Origin of the sequence: Acidipropionibacterium virtanenii, assembly GCF_003325455.1 — a bacterium.
Lineage (GTDB): Bacteria > Actinomycetota > Actinomycetes > Propionibacteriales > Propionibacteriaceae > Acidipropionibacterium > Acidipropionibacterium virtanenii.
Genome location: NZ_CP025198.1, coordinates 2,119,758 through 2,136,901, shown reverse-complemented (window position 1 = coordinate 2,136,901; position 17,144 = coordinate 2,119,758). Strand labels below are relative to the sequence as shown.

15 protein-coding genes and 1 pseudogene are annotated in these 17,144 nt (G+C 69.7%); 9 read left to right on the top strand and 7 right to left on the bottom strand.

Annotated elements, in window-relative coordinates; genetic code table 11:
- Positions 1-18: 18 nt before the first annotated feature.
- Positions 19-636 carry a TetR/AcrR family transcriptional regulator C-terminal domain-containing protein gene (locus JS278_RS09860; RefSeq protein ID WP_220149957.1) on the bottom strand — a complete coding sequence of 206 codons (618 nt, stop codon included), beginning with the start codon at positions 634-636 and terminating at the stop codon, positions 19-21.
- A gap of 63 nt (positions 637-699) precedes the next feature.
- Between JS278_RS09860 and JS278_RS09855 the strand changes: the two genes are divergently transcribed.
- On the top strand, positions 700-1,647 hold the full coding sequence (locus tag JS278_RS09855) for a zinc-binding alcohol dehydrogenase family protein (RefSeq protein ID WP_245935078.1): 948 nt from the start codon (positions 700-702) through the stop codon (positions 1,645-1,647).
- An 18-nt stretch (positions 1,648-1,665) separates the two neighbouring features.
- Here the strand turns inward: JS278_RS09855 and arr are convergent, their stop codons facing one another.
- The 3 genes and pseudogenes from arr to JS278_RS09845 form a co-directional block, all read right to left on the bottom strand.
- Positions 1,666-2,106, bottom strand: coding sequence for an NAD(+)--rifampin ADP-ribosyltransferase (arr, locus tag JS278_RS16590; protein ID WP_281269221.1), 441 nt, complete (start codon positions 2,104-2,106; stop codon positions 1,666-1,668).
- Positions 2,107-2,247: 141 nt separating this feature from the next.
- Positions 2,248-2,658: pseudogene (locus tag JS278_RS16585) on the bottom strand (metallophosphoesterase family protein); the annotation flags it as partial.
- A 37-nt stretch (positions 2,659-2,695) separates the two neighbouring features.
- Positions 2,696-2,890, bottom strand: coding sequence for a hypothetical protein (locus tag JS278_RS09845; protein WP_114045017.1), 195 nt, complete (start codon positions 2,888-2,890; stop codon positions 2,696-2,698).
- Between the two features lie 75 nt (positions 2,891-2,965).
- Here JS278_RS09845 and JS278_RS09840 point away from each other — a divergent pair, with 75 nt between their 5' ends.
- Complete coding sequence (locus JS278_RS09840; protein WP_114045016.1) at positions 2,966-3,667, top strand: DsbA family oxidoreductase; 702 nt, start codon at positions 2,966-2,968, stop codon at positions 3,665-3,667.
- Positions 3,668-3,693: 26 nt separating this feature from the next.
- Here JS278_RS09840 and JS278_RS16025 read toward each other — a convergent pair whose 3' ends face one another.
- Both JS278_RS16025 and JS278_RS16020 read right to left on the bottom strand, forming a co-directional pair.
- Positions 3,694-3,936: a ribosomal L7/L12 family protein gene (locus tag JS278_RS16025; protein ID WP_181833696.1), complete on the bottom strand. Its 243-nt coding sequence runs from the start codon at positions 3,934-3,936 to the stop codon at positions 3,694-3,696.
- Positions 3,937-4,020: 84 nt separating this feature from the next.
- Entirely contained in the window at positions 4,021-4,605 is a 585-nt protein-coding gene (locus JS278_RS16020; RefSeq protein WP_181833695.1) for a hypothetical protein, read from the bottom strand.
- 135 nt (positions 4,606-4,740) lie between these two features.
- On the opposite strand from JS278_RS16020, the gene JS278_RS09820 reads away from it, so the two are divergent.
- The 6 genes from JS278_RS09820 (at position 4,741) to holA (ending at position 14,750) form a co-directional block, all read left to right on the top strand.
- Entirely contained in the window at positions 4,741-5,835 is a 1,095-nt protein-coding gene (locus JS278_RS09820) for a DUF4192 domain-containing protein (protein ID WP_181833694.1), read from the top strand.
- A gap of 117 nt (positions 5,836-5,952) precedes the next feature.
- On the top strand, positions 5,953-8,424 hold the full coding sequence (gene leuS, locus JS278_RS09815) for a leucine--tRNA ligase (protein WP_425451505.1): 2,472 nt from the start codon (positions 5,953-5,955) through the stop codon (positions 8,422-8,424).
- Positions 8,425-8,548: 124 nt separating this feature from the next.
- A complete protein-coding gene (locus JS278_RS09810; protein WP_114045012.1) occupies positions 8,549-9,391 on the top strand; it encodes a ComEA family DNA-binding protein in 843 nt (280 codons plus the stop codon).
- Positions 9,378-11,741: a ComEC/Rec2 family competence protein gene (locus JS278_RS09805; protein ID WP_114045011.1), complete on the top strand. Its 2,364-nt coding sequence runs from the start codon at positions 9,378-9,380 to the stop codon at positions 11,739-11,741. Before JS278_RS09810 ends, JS278_RS09805 begins: the two co-directional genes overlap by 14 nt.
- A 115-nt stretch (positions 11,742-11,856) precedes the next feature.
- Entirely contained in the window at positions 11,857-13,602 is a 1,746-nt protein-coding gene (locus JS278_RS09800; RefSeq protein WP_483894254.1) for a DEAD/DEAH box helicase, read from the top strand.
- A 119-nt stretch (positions 13,603-13,721) separates the two neighbouring features.
- Positions 13,722-14,750 carry a DNA polymerase III subunit delta gene (gene holA, locus JS278_RS09795; RefSeq protein WP_245935077.1) on the top strand — a complete coding sequence of 343 codons (1,029 nt, stop codon included), beginning with the start codon at positions 13,722-13,724 and terminating at the stop codon, positions 14,748-14,750.
- 100 nt (positions 14,751-14,850) lie between these two features.
- Here holA and rpsT read toward each other — a convergent pair whose 3' ends face one another.
- On the bottom strand, positions 14,851-15,117 hold the full coding sequence (rpsT, locus tag JS278_RS09790; RefSeq protein WP_114045008.1) for a 30S ribosomal protein S20: 267 nt from the start codon (positions 15,115-15,117) through the stop codon (positions 14,851-14,853).
- 163 nt (positions 15,118-15,280) lie between these two features.
- Between rpsT and lepA the strand changes: the two genes are divergently transcribed.
- Positions 15,281-17,134, top strand: coding sequence for a translation elongation factor 4 (gene lepA, locus JS278_RS09785; protein WP_114045007.1), 1,854 nt, complete (start codon positions 15,281-15,283; stop codon positions 17,132-17,134).
- Positions 17,135-17,144 lie beyond the last annotated feature (10 nt).

Here is a 17,144-nt window from a genome sequence, read left to right as displayed (position 1 = left end):
TCCCCGTCAGGGGTTCTCCTACGAGGTGATGCCGATCAGCAGCAGGTCGAGCTGGCGTGCGAAGCGCGCGTCATGATCGGATCGTCCGTGTCCTGACGCGATGACCAGGGGAACGTCAGGGCCGAGTGCGGCATCCCGCCCCTCGACGGAGTAGCGCAGGGTGCCGCCGGACTGACGGCGCTCCTGCTCCTCGATCACGAAGCCCACCACGAATGCGGTGATCGCCTCGGCGGCGTCGATCAGGCGATCCAGTTCGGCTCCACCGGCGACTGCGCGTTCGAGCCAGGGCTCCTGCGCGCGCAGCACCTCGGGATCGGTGAGCCGGGTCCCACTGAAGATCCGGGCGCCGTCGCGGTGTCGCAGGTACTCGGCGCGCAGCGCTCTCGCGTAGGCCGCAAGCGCCTGAGGCCATGGCAGATCGGCTCCCGAGGCCTGGAATGCGGCATTGACGCGCCGCTGCATCACGGTGCCCATCTCGTCCAGCAGATCCTGTTTGCTGCGCACGTGGTGGTACAGCGCCGGTGCCTTGATGCCGAGGCGCGTGGCGACCGCTCGCACCGTCACCGCGTCGATGCCGCCGTCGTCGAGCACCTCGAGCGCGGCCTCGACGATCCCTTCCCGGGTGATGCCCTTCACTCTTGGCAGCTTAACAACGTTAGGTACACTGATGCCAGGTTAACAATGTTAAGGAGTTGCATCATGCATGCTGCAGTCATCCCGGCGCCCGGTACCGGCCCCGCCGCAGGCGACTTTCCCGAACCTTCTCCGGCTCCCGGCCTTGAGCCGCTCACCCTGGTGGCCGCGGGCATCCACCAGGTCGTGCGCTCGTTGGCCGCGGGTACGCACTACGGCAGCGAGGGCGTTTACCCCCTGGTGCCGGGGATCGACGCGGTGGCCCGCACGGAGGAGGGTCGGCTCGTCTACACCGCGGGTGCCCGGGCGCCGTGGGGCACCTTCGCCGAGCGGCTCGCGATGCCGATGACCATCGACCTGCCGCCCGACGCCGATCCCCTCGCGATCGCGGCCGGCGTCAATCCGGGGATGTCGGGGTGGATGCCGCTCGTCGCGCATCGGGACCGGCCGGGCGGCCTCGGCACGGTCGTCGTCGTGGGTGCGACCGGCATGTCGGGCGGGATGGCCGTCCAGTCGGCGATCACGATGGGCGCCGACCGGGTGGTGGCCGCGGGTCGCAATCCCGAGGCCCTCGCCCGTCTCGCCGGGTTCGGCGCGGTCACGGTCCCCCTCAGCGACGGCGCGGATGCGCTGGCGCGGGAGATCGGCGATCCGGAGAGACTGCTCGTGCTCGACTACGTCTGGGGTGCGGCTGCCGAGTCGGCCTTCGCGGCGCTCGGTCGGCACGGGATGGACGACGACCGGACCGACATCTCCTACGTGCAGATCGGCGCGCTCGCCGGACAGGGGGCGACGGTCCCCGCGGACCTGCTGCGCAGCCGCCGGATACGCATCAGCGGCAGCGGGGCCGGAGGCACGTCCTTCGAGACCGTCCGCGGGCAGATACCGCACATCATCGCGTCGATCGCCGACGGCACCCTCGATGCGCCGTATGTCGGCTTCCCACTGTCCCGCGTCGACCGCGCCTGGGCGTACAGCGGGCCGGGCCGGGCGGTCGTCACGCCCGATGCCTGATCGGTTCGGCGCATGTCGTCAGTCGATGATGACGGCCTCCCCGCGGCGACGGAGCTCGGCCAGCCCGTCGCGCATGGCCGAGATCTGGGCGGGGGAGTGACCGGTCCAGCTCTCCAGCTCGCCGACCACGCGCACCGGTTCGCGGCTGCGGAAGGAGAGGGTCGGATTGCCAGGAAAGCGCTTGTCGGTGACGTTCGGGTCGTCCTCGACGTCGCCGGTGGGTTCGACGATGTAGATGCGTCCCGGGCCGTCGCCGACAGCCAGCTCGGCGCCCCATTCCGCCGCGTCCAGGGTCTGGGAGATGTACACGTGGTTGCTGACGCGCCCGTCCTCGAAATTGGAGCGGTGTCCGGCGGCGACCCCGTCACCGGGAGCCAGCGTGGCCTTCGTGCCGTGCAGGTACACACCGGGCCGGAACACCTCGAAGGGGACAGGAGGACGGGCCAGCGGGTCGCCGATGATCTTCTCGATCTCGTGCCAGGCCACCGGCCGGTGCCAGGCGTCCCAGCCGACGTGGATCTGCCGCGGGCCGGAGATGCGCTCGGGCTGGTGGGTGTGGCCGTGGCACAGCCACGCGCCCTCATCGGGCAGCCGCCACTGGGTGTAGCGCGCCCGGTCGGTGTGGTCGGCGTCCCCGTAGGGATAGTGGGACAGCAGCACCTGAACCCCGTCGGGGCCGCGGCGCCGGGCGAACTCGGAGACCGAGGTGAACACCTCCATGAACCGGCGCTGGTGCTTCCAGCCGTCGCGGTGGATGGCCGAGACACGGTCGTGATTGCCGCACACCAGGTGCAGCCGGCAGGGAAGTTCGGCCAGCAGCGCCAGCGCTTCCGCCTCGCCGTCGGTGCTGGCCGACAGGTCGCCCAGGATCCACAGGTCGTCCTCGGCTCTCAACTTCTTGTGCAGGCTCGACATGACGGTCCGGTCATGTGCGGCCAGATCGTCGAAGCCGCGGATGCCCGCGACCTTGCGGTGACTGATGTGGAGATCGCTGGTCAGGTAGACGGACATTGCGGTTCTCCCTTCCAAGACCGGTGGGGACAGGATCTCATCCCTGATCGAGTGAACTCGTGAATGCCAGCAGGTCCTCGGCCAGGAGGTCCGGCGCCTCCAGCGCGGCGAAGTGTCCGCCGTGCGGCATCTCCATGTGGCGGACCAGGTGGAACATGCGTTCCAGCCAGGTGCGGGGCGGATCCTCCACGAAGTCCTGCATCCTGGCGAACCGGGGGACCGCGGTCGGCACCTGGACGCATCTGCCGGCCGGGCACCGCTGAACGGGGGTCGGGAATCTCACGCCGTTGAGCAGCGTTGCGCAGAGGTGAGAATCGACATCTGGTCCGACATCGTCTGCCCCTTCTGCTACATCGGAGGACGCCATCTCCAGCTCGCACTCGAGCGCTTCGATCACGCCGACCAGGTCGAGGTCGTCTGGCGGAGCTTCGAACTCGACCCGGGGGCCGTCAATGATCCTCAGGCCGACCTCACCGATCAGCTCGCCGCCAAGTACCAGATGACCCGGGATGAGGCCGAGGCCAACCAGCAGCAGGTCGCCGAGGCGATGGGGGCCGTCGGTCTCGAGTTCAACTGGCGCGACGCCCACCCGGCCAACACCTTCGACGCACACCGCCTCGCCCACCTCGCGGCCGCACGAGGCCTGTCGGAAGAGGCTCAGACCGCCTTCGAGAAGGCCTACTTCACTGACGGACAGGCCGTCGGTGACCACCGGGTGCTGCGGGATCTGGCCGTGGGCATCGGCCTGGACACCGACGAGGTGGACACCGTCCTGACCTCCGACAGATATGCGGACGAGGTGCGCGCCGACGAGGACCGGGCCCGGGACCACGGGATCTCCGCAGTGCCGACCTTCGTGCTCGCCGGCCAGTACTCCGTCTCGGGCGCCCAGCCCGTCGACACCCTCGTCGACGTTCTCGAGCAGGTGTGGAATCTCACCGAGAAGTCCCCGCTGGTGCCGGTGAGCGGTCCCGCCGGGGAGTCCTGCGGGGTCGAGGGCTGCGACTGAGAGTCCGCCCGCCCCGATCATCCGGATCAGAGGGCCTCGACGTACAGCTTGGCCTCCTTGAGGCCCCAGCCGGTCATCTCCCGGCACCGCTTGATCGCCTGGATCGGACCCTCCTGCATCCGGATGCTGCGCAGGTCCTGATCCATTGTCGAGGGCTGGGGGGCGGGAGGCAGGTCGACCGGGATGGCGAGAGCGGCGATGATCGCATCGAGCTTGGACTCGATGCGGTCGAGCTGTGACGGGTCGAGAGGCTGCTGGAAGGACGGCATGGTGCGGACTCCTCGTCGAGAAAAGGGGACGTCGTTCGGTGCGGACGGTCAGCAGATCCTACCGGCGTGCGGGTTCCAGGGCGCTCAGGTCGGAAGGATCAGAGCCGTGATCGGGCTCAACCCGTTCTCATGGGCCAGCACGATGGTGGACTCCTCCTTGGGCATCTCGAAGAAGACTCGTCCTGTCTCCGTCCGCCCGGACTCGATGGTGCCCCCGGAGATGTCATCGGGCCACCCCTGCGGTTCAGTCTCGTGAATCCGGGTGGACTCGTTCTCCATGACGTAGAAGGAATAGCCGCTGAGCGTCCCCCGGGTGACCTTGATGCGCATCGAGACCTCGACGCCGACATCGCTCCACGTCACCTTCGTGATGGTCCACGTGCCCTCGGCCCCGTCGCTGCTGGACACGAAGGGTATCGAGCTGGCGTCGGCACCCGGCGTGGGGACCGCAACGGTCCTGGCCGGGGTGGCCGACGACGCCGAGGACGAGGAGGTCGCCGTGGGCTGCGACGGGCGGTTGAGCTGTGTGGCCGCGAGCACCAGGCCGACTGTGGCCACCACGACGATGGCGGCGACGAGAAGCCACCTGCCGCGTCGGCGAGGCGGTGCGTACTGGTCGATACTGGCCGGGCGTCCATGATCCGGGCCGGGCCACTGCGGCGAAGTCATAGGGCTCACACGATACGTCGTCCACAGGCCGGGCCGTTCATGACGAATCCGAGAAGTTATCCACAGATCTGCGCCGGAGCGACAGATCGGCTCCGCGGCCACGATAACTGGGGTGTGAGAACAGACACAGATTCCATGCCCCCCGTCCGGATCCGATCCGTCGACCAGGCCATCAGCATCGTCCCCCACCTGCTGGGTTACCGGCCCGAGGAGGACCTGATCGTCCTGGTGGTCGGCCCCACTCTCGAGGTGACGGTGCGCGCCTCCCTCGACCAGGTGGACAGTCCCGCTGGATTCGCCCATCAGCTGGGCCCGGTCGCCCTGAGATTCCCCGATGCAGAGTTCCTGGTGATCGCCTACTCCCGCGACATCGATCACGCGCGCAGCGTGCTCCTGCTCGCCCAGGCCGGCCTCGGCCCCGATCGCATCTGCGATGCCATCGCCACCGACGGCGACCGCTGGTGGAGCCTCTACTGCGAGGACCGGCCCGAGTGCGTCGACGGTCATCAGATCCAGACCGACGCCGCGATCCAGGCGGAGGCGGTGTACCGGGGCCTGGGCGTGCTCACCGACCGCAAGACCCTCGCCGCCACCGTCTCCGGCCCCGATGCCGAGCTGCTCGCCTCGGAGTCGCAGCTCCTGGAACAGGCCCGTGCCTTCGCCGCCGGCCTCACCAACGACGAGGCGACCGAGGCCCTCACCGAGATCGTCGGGCAGGCCTTCGGGACACAGACCCCGCCCGGCCCCGAGGCGGCGCTGCGGATCGCCTGCCTGCTGGCCGACGACCGCCTCGCCACGACGGTGTGGGTCTCCACCTGCCAGAGCGCTGCCCGCCCGCTGCTGGAGGTGTGGACTGCGGTGCTCGCCCACACCCCCGAAGAACTGGCCACCCGGCCCCTGATGCTGTGCGGGCTGGCGGCATGGTTGGCCGGCGACGGAGCCCTGGAGAGCTGCTGCCTGGAGAGGGCGGCCAGGCTGGACCCGAAGGACAACCTCTTCGGAGCCCTGGACTTCCTCCAGCGCAGCGTCCTCCACCCCGCCGACTGGCTCGACATCAACCCGGACCCCAACCTGCTCGCCGCGGGGATCCTGGCGGATCTCACCGGCGTCCAGGAGCCGCCCGACAGGCCCGGTCCCCGGCAGAGGCCCGGCAGATCGGGGCCACAGCGCCGACGCCGGGCCGGTGGAGGGCCCGGACGCCGCTCAGACCGGAGGCGCCGTCGCGGGTGAGACGGTCAGGCGGCGGGCGGATCTCCGCCCGCCACGGCGTCTTCGCTAGGATTCGTCGGGTATGTGGCTGCCGGACCTGGCAGCCATTCGACGAGAGGTGTGACGGTGAGCGACGGCGTGGAGACGAGCCGAGCGGGATATGACGCCGCGGCGGCCCAGGAGAAGTGGTCCCGCTACTGGTCAGAGCACGGGACCTTCGCCGCGCTCGACGACGGGTCGAAAGAACGTCGATACATGCTCGACATGTTCGCCTACCCCTCGGGCGACCTGCACATGGGCCATGCGGAGGCCTTCGCCATCGGCGACGTGGTGGCCCGCTACTGGCGGCTGAAGGGCTACGACGTCATGCACCCGGTCGGCTGGGACTCCTTCGGGCTGCCCGCCGAGAACGCCGCCATCAACCACGGCACCCACCCCGCCGAGTGGACCTACGCCAATATCGACACCCAGGCGGCGTCCTTCCGCCGCTACGGCATCTCCTTCGACTGGAGCAAGCGGCTGCACACCTCCGACGAGGAGTACTACCGCTGGACCCAGTGGCTGTTCCTGCGCTTCAAGGAGCGCGGCCTGGCTTACCGCAAGGACTCCTGGGCCAACTGGTGCCCCCACGACCAGACCGTGCTGGCCAACGAGCAGGTCAAGGAGGGACGCTGCGAGCGCTGCGGCGCCGTCGTCACCAAGCGCCAGCTGAACCAGTGGTACTTCCGTATCACCGACTACGCCCAGCGGCTGCTGGACGACATGGGCGAGATCGAGGGCCACTGGCCCGAGCGCGTCCTGGCGATGCAGCGCAACTGGATCGGCCGCTCCGAGGGTGCCTACGTCGACTTCCGCATCGACGGCCACGACGAGCCGGTGCGGGTCTTCACCACCCGCCCCGACACCCTCTACGGCGCCACCTTCATGGTGGTCGCCCCTGATTCGGCCCTGGCCGACGAGGTGGTCTCCGATGAACGGCGTCCCGCCTTCGAGGAGTATCTGGAGGCGGTCAAGAAGAAGACTGAGATCGAACGGCAGTCCACCGAGCACGTCAAGACCGGCGTCGACCTGGGCGTCATGGCGACCAACCCCGTCAACGGCGCGAAGATCCCGGTGTGGGCCGCCGACTACGTGCTGTCCGACTACGGCACCGGCGCCATCATGGCGGTGCCGGCCCATGACCAGCGCGATCTCGACTTCGCCAACAAGTACGGCATCGAGGTGATCCCGGTCATCGACACCGGGGAGGCCGACCCCCGCGAGTCCGGGATCGCCACCACCGGCGACGGCGCCTACCAGAACTCCGGCGACCTGGACGGGCTGGCCAACAAGGCCGAGGGCATCTCCCGGATCTGCCGCTTCCTCGACGACAACCACATCGGCGAGGCCACCATCACCTACCGGCTGCGCGACTGGCTGCTCAGCCGCCAGCGGTTCTGGGGATGCCCGATCCCCGTCATCCACTGCGCGGCCTGCGGCGACGTGCCGGTGCCCGACGACCAGCTGCCGGTCAGACTCCCCGACCTGCGCGGCGCCGACCTGGCTCCCAAGGGCGTCTCCCCGCTGGCCGGCGAGGAGGCCCGCGCCTGGCGCGAGGTCTCCTGCCCGAAGTGCGGCGGCCCCGCCGAACGCGACACCGACACGATGGACACCTTCGTGGACTCCTCGTGGTACTTCATCCGCTACTGCTCCCCGCACTACTCCGACGGGCCCTTCGACCCCGAGGCCGTGAGGCGCTGGATGCCGGTGGCTCAGTATGTCGGCGGCGTCGAGCACGCCACCATGCACCTGCTGTACTCCCGGTTCTTCACCAAGGTGCTGCACGACATGGGCATGATCGACTTCGACGAGCCCTTCTCGGCCCTCATGAACCAGGGCCAGGTGATCAACCAGGGCCGGGCGATGTCGAAGTCCCTGGGCAACGGGGTGGATCTCGGCAAGCAGATCGACGCCTTCGGGGTCGACGCCGTGCGCACCACGGTGATCTTCGCAGGGCCGCCGGAGGAGGACATCGACTGGGCCGACGTGTCCCCGGCCTCGATCCTGAAATTCCTCCAGCGGGCCTACCGGGTGGCCGCCGATGTCACCGCCCCCTCCGACGCCGATCCCGCCGCCGGGGACCTCACTCTGAGGCGCGCCACCCACCACGCTGTCGCCGAGATCACCGATCTGCTGGAGTCCGGCCGGTTCAATGTGGTGGTCGCCAGGATCATGGAACTCGTCAACGCCACCCGCAAGGCCATCGACTCGGGCTGCGGACCCGCCGACCCGGCCGTGCGCGAGGCGGTGTCCTTCACCGCCCAGGCGCTGTCGATGTTCGCGCCGTACGTCGCCGAGGAGATGTGGGCCGCCATCGGCAACGAGCCGTCGGTGGCCAATTCCTCCTGGCCCACTGCGGACCCCGCACTGCTGGTCGCCGACGAGGTGACGATGGTGGTGCAGGTCGCCGGGAAGGTGCGCGGCAAGATCCAGGTGCCCCCCGACATCGCCGAGGCCGACGCCGTGGCCGCCGCCACCGCCGATCCCAACGTCAAGCGGCACATCGGCGACAAGCAGATCGTCAAGGTCATCGCCCGTCTCCCGAAGATGATCTCCATCGTCGTGAAGTGACTCCGTCGTGAAGTGACGACAGCGGGCGCCGATCCTGTGGAAAACTCCCGGGACCGGCGCCCGCTGTTTCCACAGATTCCCGGCGATCGAGCAAATCGGGGTGTCCGGCAGCGATAACTGGGGTGTGAAGAACACTCACGACAGTTACCGCGACAGACTCGAGGACCTGCTCGCCGGGCTGCCCGCCCGCGATGTGGGGCCCCGCCATGGCACCGGACGGGACGGGCCGGACACACAACCCGAACCGGATGTCGGTGCTGCCGAGGACGGCGCCGGCCCCGCACCGCGGGCCAGACCCCCGCTTGTCCTCGGCCGCACCCACCTGTCGGCCCTGGGGATCGTGCTCGTCCTGGTGCTCACCGTGGTGGCCGTGATGCTGATGCGCTCCCGGGCCACCGTCGTGCCGCTCGTCGCATCGGTGTCCCCGGCCGCCGCCCCGGTCTCGTCGCCCAGCAGTTCGTCGTCCCTGTCCCCGGCCAGTCCCGCGGCGACCATCCGGGTGCATGTCACCGGGAAGGTCGCCCGCCCCGACGTCTACGCCCTGACCGCCGGCGCCCGGGTCGTCGATGCCCTGCGGGCGGCGGGCGGCCTGACGCGGGGAGCCCATCCGGGCGATCTGAACCTCGCCGCACCCGTGTGCGACGGGTGTCAGGTGCAGATCCCGGCATCGGGAAACGGACGGATCGTCGGGCCCGACGCCCAGGCGGCCGGGACATCGCCCGCGGCAGCGAGCTCCTCGACCACCATGCCGGGATCTTCCGCGAATCCTGCGGACCAGCGCATCGATCTCAACTCCGCCACCTCCGACCAGCTCCAGACGCTCGATGGTGTCGGCCCGGCCACCGCCGCGAAGATCCTGGCCTGGCGAACGACCCACGGCCGGTTCACCGACGTCTCCGAGCTCCAGGAGATCGACGGCATCGGCCCCAAGACCTACGCCCGGATCAAGGACCATGTCCGAGTCTGATCCGCCTCCGGCGCCCCGCCCGGATCTGAGAACCCTTCCGCTGGCGGTGTCGGCGGTGATCGCGGCGGTGGTGGCCACCACCGCGGCGGATCGTGTCATGACCGGGCTGGCCACCGCGGCCGTGGTCGCCTGCCTGATCGCAGCCTGGCGACGCCGCTGGCCGGTGTGCGCCGCTGCGGCGGTACTCGCCGTGGTGGCCCTCGCCTCGTGGATGCGCGTCGATCGACTGGACGACTCGGCCATCGCCTCACTGGCCCGGGACCGGGCCGCTGTCACCGTGACCGGACGGATCGCCTCGGACCCGCGGGCCCTCAGCGCTCACGGCTCCCTCCCCGAGGCGGTACTGATCAGCCTCACCGCCGAGCAGGTGCGCGCCCGGGGCGCCCGGGTCACCCAGACGGCGCCCGTCCTGGTCTCAGCCTCCGGGGCCACCCGCGCCGCCGCGGCACGACTGCCGGTGGGAGCCCGGGTGGAACTCGCCGGGGTGCTGGCGCCCTCCGAGCGTCGCGATCCCACGGCGGCCGTTCTGAGGCTGCGCTCGCCACCGCGGACCCTGGCCTCCCCCGGGGCGCTGGACCGTGGGGTCAACCGGATCCGGGGGGCTCTGGTCGCCTCCGTCCGGTTCAACAGCGCCGACCAGCGGGCCCTGGTGCCGTCCCTGGTGGTGGGCGACACCTCGGCGGTCAGCGACGAGATCGACCAGGAGTTCCGGGCCACCGCCCTGACTCACCTGATGGCCGTCTCGGGGGCGAACCTGGCCTCCACCACCGCGCTGCTGTGGTGGGCCGGATCCTGGCTGGGTCTGCGACGACGCCCGCTGAGGGCGCTGTCGGTGGTCGGGGTGGCGGGCTTCGTCATCGTCTGCAGGTCGGAGCCCTCGGTGGTGCGGGCCGCGGCCATGGGAGTGGTGACGCTGGCGGCCGCCGGGCTGTCCTTCGACCGCGCCGCCGGCCTCCGGGCCCTGTGCGTGGCCGTGATGTCGTTGATGCTGGTCGACCCGTGGCTGAGCCGATCGGTGGGATTCTGGCTGTCAGTCTGCGCCACTGCCGGCATCCTGTGGTGGACCACCGGATGGGCCCGCGCCATGTCGGCCTGGATGCCGGAGAACCTGGCTCGGGCGGTCGTGGTGCCCTGGGCCGCCCAGCTGGCCACCCAGCCGGCGATCACGTGGCTGTCGGGACAGGTGAGCACCACGGGACTGATCGCCAACCTCACGGCCGCCCCGTTCGTGGCCCCGGCGACCGCTCTCGGCATGGCCGCGGCCCTGCTCGGGGCCCTGTGGGCGCCATTGGGCATCGTCCCCGGATGGCTCGCGGGCTGGTGCGTCCAGCCGATCCTCATGATCGCCGCGGCGGGCGCCCGGGCTCCGGCCGCGGCGTTGAGCTGGCCGGCCCGTCCTGTGACGCTGGCGGTCCTGGCCGGCCTGTGCCTGGGCCTGGCGCTACTGACGCCGTGGCTGCTGAGTTCGCCGCTGCGGGCCGTCCTCGCCGGCGTCCTGGTGCTGGCCGCATCTGTGATCCGCCCGCCGGTACCCGGCTGGCCCGGCCCCTGGCAGGTGGCGATCTGCGACGTCGGACAGGGCAGCGCCGCCCTGGTGCGCGCCGACCGGTACTCCGCGGTGCTCATCGACGCCGGGCCGGAGCCGGAGCCGCTGGCCGACTGCCTCGCGGGGCTGGGGATCCGCAGCCTGCCGGTGATCATCGCCAGCCATTACCACGCCGACCACGTCGGCGGACTGTCGGCCGCATTCGATCGCCATCCCGATCTGGTGCTCGTCTCCCCGCTGGCCTCCCCGGCAGCAGACGCGTCCCGGGTCGCCGCTGCGGCCCGTGGAGCCGGGGCAGCCGTCCGCACGGCCCGTGCCGGGGACGCCCTGACTCTGGGACAGGCCCGGATCCAGGTGGTGAGTTCCGGGGCTCCCGGCGTCCCGCAGCAGGCAAGCGACGAGAAGAACGTGGAGTCCTCGGCCGAGAACGACTCCTCGGTGATCATCCGCGCCGAGTCCGGCGGGCTGACGGCCCTGCTGCCTGGAGACGCCGAGCCGGAAGGCCAGGCCAGGGCCAGGCGCACCGGATCGCCGCTACGGGCGGATGTGCTCGTGATGCCCCATCACGGTTCATCGAGACAGGACGAACTGTTTTGGCGCCTCACCGGGGCCCGCGCCGTCGTGGCCTCGGCAGGGGTCGACAACGGCTACGGACACCCGTCGCGCGCCGCTCTCGCCCTGGCGGCCCGACTCGGCATGACGATCTCGCGGACGGACCAGCAGGGCACCGTCCTGCTGTCGCGCGCGGGGGGCTCTGGGATGACGGGCTCAGGAGATGCGCTCTCGGTGCGCACCCGACGTTGAAGGTCGCGACGTTGCGGAGATGTCGGGCGGGTGGGCTACGGTTGTCCGCTGGCACCACACCCGTGCGGGTCGGGTGCCGGATCAACGGATGTGCCCATGACGGGGAAGGGGACAGGTGGTTTCACGCTTCACGGCCAAAGGCCCGAGGATGCCGGTCCGGCTGCGCACATGGCAGCGGGAGGCTCTGGACAAGTACATCGCCGCCGATCCCAGGGACTGGCTCGAGTGCGCCACCCCCGGTGCCGGCAAGACGACATTCACCCTGGCCGTCGCCGCGCACCTGTGGCAGACACATGTCATCAACCGGGTCATCGTCGTGTGCCCGACCGACCATCTGCGCACCCAGTGGATCGGGGCCGCCGGCGCCCTCGGCTTCGACCTGCGCGACACCCCCAACTCGGAGAAGCTTCCACCCGATGCCCACGGATGCGTCGTCACCTACGCCCAGGTGGCCCAGAAGCCCGCGGTGCATGCGGCCAGGGCCACCAGCCACCGCACCCTGGTGATCTTCGACGAGATCCATCACGCCGGCGATCAGATGAGCTGGGGGTCGGCCGTCATCGACGCGTTCTCCGGTGCCAACCGGCGGATCGGCGTCACCGGTACCCCGTTCCGCTCCGATGAGGCGAAGATCGCCCACGTCCGCTACGAGGACGTCGGCGAAGGAATCCTCGAATCGGTCTCCGACCACAGCTACGGCTACGCCGACGCTCTGCGAGACGGCGTGGTGCGCCCGGTGACCTTCGCCACCTATTCGGGCCGCTCCACCTGGAACGACTCCGCGGGGGAGGAGCACACCGCCATCCTGGGCGACACTGAGCTCACCAGGACCTCCGAGGAGATGGCCTGGCGCACTGCCCTGGACTCCGACGGGGAATGGATCGCCCATGTCATGGCGGCCGCCTGGGCCAGGGTCGGCAGGCTGCGGGACTCGGGCCGCATTCCCCACGCGAAGGTGCTCATCCCGGCCTCGAACCAGGAGATCGCCAAGGAGTACGCCGAGGTGTGGGCCCAGGTCACCGGGGACGAGCCGAGCGTCATCCTGTCCGAGGACGCCGCATCGGCCCGCAAGCTCGCCGAGTACCGCGACGACCCCGACAGGATCTGCGCGGTCTGCGTACGGCTCATCACCGAGGGCGTCGACGTGCCCGACGCGGCCGTCCTCATCTACTCCACCACCGCCTCCACCCCGCTCTTCTTCGCCCAGATGGTCGGCCGGGTGGTGCGCGCCCGCAACCGGCGGGAGAGGGCCACCGTCTTCCTGCCCACCGTCACCCGACTGCTGGCGCTGGCCTCCGAGATGGAGGAGGAGCGCGATCACGTCATCGGCCCGCCCCAGGAGGGCGATCTGCTGGAGGAGGCGGCCAGGGAGCGCAGCGAGCCCGGCCCCGAGGGACAGGGATGGCGTGCCGTGGCCTCCGACGCGATCCTCGGCGAGGTCATCGACACCTACTCCGAACCCGTCGACGACGGGGGTCTGTTCGCCCTCGACGGGCTGCTCACACCCGATCAGGAACGGGCCCTGTTCGCCCGCGACGAGAAGGCCCGTGCCGAGAAGGCCAAGGCTGTGGCCTCCGCCCGCCGCGCATCCCGGGCCGCACGCGAGGCCGATGAGCGCCAGGAGAGACGAGAGGATCTGGTCGCCCTGCAGCGTTCCGGAGGATCGGTCTACGACGAGATCAGCGACCCCCACGAGATGCGCCGGGAGATCTCCACCGCCGTCCTGGATTACGCCCGTGATCATGCGTTGTCCCCGCAGGCCGCGTGGGGCCAGCTCTACCGGGAGATCCCCGGCGAGAAGAACGACGCCGCCCCGATGGCGCTGCTCCAGAAGAGGCTCACCTGGTTGCATAAGCACTAGTTGCAAAGGGACGACCCCTTGCGACCTCGGGCGGGTGGGGTCTGCGTCCGGATACGGGGTGAACGGTGTCGGTGCGAGCTGGCATGCTGGTGGCCGTGACTGGTCGAGGTGGCAGAGGTGTGTCCGGGACGGCGCCGGCGGCGCAGCAGGGGCGCGCATTCGAGGAATCCGTATTCGGGAGCACGCTTCTGGTGCATGGGCCGGAGACCCTGCTCTCCGACCGGGCCGTCGCCCGCCGAATCCGTGCCGCGCGGGCGCAGGACCCGGCCGCCGAGGTCGTGAGACTGTCCGGAACCGGGATGGACGGCGCAGCCTTCCTCGAGGCCAGCGGCGGGTCCCTGTTCAGCGAGGCCACCGTCCTGGTTGTCACCGAGCTCTGCGACGTCGACAAGGACCTGTTCGAGATGGTCGCAGCCACCGCCGCGAATCCGCCTGCCGAACTCTGCCTGGTGCTCGTCCATCCGGGCGGGACCAAGGGCAGGGGACTGGTGGACAGGCTTCGCAAGGCCGGCGTCGAGAGGGTCGACGCCGGGGCCCCGAAGCCGTGGAAGATCCCCGACTTCATCCGCGACGAGGCCCGCGCCAACGGTCTCCAGATGGACGGGCAGGCCGCTGAGGCGCTCCACCGTGCCCTGGGCAACGATCTGAGAACACTGTCATCGGCGCTCGCCCAGCTCGAGTCCGACTGCGAGAGCCCCCGGATAGACGCCCAGGCCGTGACCACCTACTTCGGCGGGCGTGCCGAGGTGAAGGGCTATGCGGTCAGCGACGCGCTGCTGGCCGGCGACGTCGCCCGTGCCCTGGAGCAGCTGAGATGGGCCCTGTCCACCGGTACGGCCCCGGTCCAGGTCACCAGCGCGCTGTCCTTCGGGCTGCGCGGCCTCGGCCTGTACCTGGACCTGCGCACCGCACGGATGAGCGACATGGACATCGCCAAGGCCATCGGCACCTATCCCGGCAAGATCAAGGAGTACTCGAGGATCGCCAGGGCATGGAACAAGGCCGGCCTGGCGCACGCGATCACGGCGGTCGCCCGCGCCGATGCCGGCGTCAAGGGAGCATCGGTCGACGCCGAGTACGCCCTCGAGGCAGTACTCCTGGAGGTTGACGCCGCCCGGCGGGGCGCTCTGCCGACGCGCTCGCGCTGAGAATCAATGCGGAACGGGAGGCGCGACGGCATCAGACGACGGGAACACAACAAGCGCCTCGACCACCCAGTGGGTCGAGGCGCTGTATGCGCGGGTGCGCTCAGGCGGCCAGCGAGTCCAGCTTCTTGGAGATTGCGGACTTGCGGTTGGCGGCCTGGTTCTTGTGGATGACGCCCTTCGAGGCAGCCTTGTCGAGCTGCCGGTTGGCGATCCTGGCGTACTCGGCAGCCTTGTCCTGGTCGCCGGCCTCGGCGGCGCGACGGAAGTTGCGCACGTAGGTGCGCAGGGCCGACTTGACGGCCCTGTTGCGCTGACGGGCCTTCTCGTTGGTCCTGACGCGCTTGACCTGGGACTTGATGTTGGGCACTGGGCAGCCTCGTGTTTCCTGTAGATGTACGTGGGTATACGCCGTGGCACGACGCGACAGGAAACGCTACCAGTCGGGGCAGGACGCTCCAAATCCACGGCGTCTCCGTGGTCGTGAGAGACTGGGCGGCGTCCATCACCGACCGACCAGACCGAGGGAGCAGATGCCCGCGCCCACCGTTGCGAACGTCCCACAGCCGGGGGCGACCGAGCCCCCGCTGATCCGGAATTTCTGCATCATCGCCCATATCGACCACGGCAAGTCCACGCTGGCCGACCGGATGCTGCAACTCACCGGGGTGCTGGACGAGCGTAGTGCCCGGGCACAGTACCTCGACCGGATGGACATCGAGCGGGAACGCGGCATCACCATCAAGTCCCAGGCGGTGCGGATGCCCTGGGCGGTGGACGGGAGCGTCCACATCCTCAACATGATCGACACCCCCGGCCACGTCGACTTCACCTACGAGGTGGAACGCTCCCTGCAGGCCTGCGAGGGGGCGGTGCTGCTTGTCGACGCCGCCCAGGGCATCGAGGCCCAGACGCTGGCCAATCTGTACCTGGCCCTGGAGGCCGATCTGGAGATCATCCCGGTCCTCAACAAGATCGACCTGCCCGGAGCCGAACCTGAGAAGCACGCCGCGGAGATCGCCGGCATCATCGGATGCGACCCCGCCGACATCCTCAAGGTCTCCGCCAAGACCGGCGACGGGGTGCCCGAACTGCTCGACACGATCGTCTCCCGGGTCCCCGGCCCCCGGGGCGTTGACGGCGGCCCGGCCAGGGCGCTGATCTTCGACTCGGTCTACGACACCTACCGCGGCGTCGTCACCTATGTGCGGGTGGTCGACGGGGAGCTGCGCACCCGGGAGAAGGTGCTCATGATGAGCACCCGTGCCACCCACGAGGTACTCGAGATGGGCGTCATCTCCCCGGAGATGGTGCCCGCCGAGGGCCTGGGCGCCGGCGAGGTGGGTTACATCATCACCGGGGTCAAGGATGTCCGCCAGTCCCGGGTCGGCGACACGGTCACGCGGGCCGCCGACCCTTCGCCCGAGGATCTCGGTGGATACGCCCCGCCCCGTCCGATGGTCTACTCCGGGCTCTTCCCCATCGATGCCAAGGACTTCCCAGAGCTTCGCGACGCCCTGGACAAGCTCCAGCTCAACGACGCATCCCTGGTCTACGAGCCGGAATCCTCCACCGCCCTGGGGTTCGGCTTCCGGGTCGGGTTCCTGGGCCTGCTGCACATGGAGATCGTGCGCGAGCGCCTGGAACGCGAGTTCGATCTGGATCTCATCTCCACCGCTCCGTCGGTGATCTACCGGGTGGTGATGGAGGACGGATCGCAGGTTCATGTCACGAACCCCTCGGAGTACCCGACCGAGGGGCGCATCGCCGAGGTGTACGAACCCGTGGTCGACGCCACGATCCTCACTCCCAGCGAGTTCATCGGCCCGATTCTGGAGATGTGCCAGCAGCGCCGCGGCGTCCAGAAGGGGATGGACTACCTGTCAGAGAGCAGGGTGGAGATCCGCTACACGATGCCCCTGTCGGAGATCGTCTTCGACTTCTTCGATGTGCTGAAGTCCAGGACCAAGGGCTACGCCTCGCTGGACTACCACGACGCCGGCGAGCAGGCCTCCGACCTGGTGAAGGTCGACATCCTGCTCAACAGCGAACCGGTCGACGCCTTCTCCTCGATCGTCCACCGCGACAAGGCCTACGCCTACGGGGTGGCGATGGCGGGCAAGCTCAAGGAGCTCATCCCGCGCCAGCAGTTCGAGGTGCCGATCCAGGCGGCCATCGGCTCGCGGGTGATCGCCCGCGAGACGATCCGCGCGGTCCGCAAGGACGTCCTGGCCAAGTGCTACGGCGGCGACATCTCCCGCAAGCGCAAGCTCCTGGAGAAGCAGAAGGCCGGCAAGAAGCGGATGAAGGTCGTCGGCTCGGTGGAGGTGCCTCAGGAGGCCTTCGTCGCGGCGCTGAGGACAGGAGAGACCTCCGAGAAGAAGTAGGGCCTCTCGT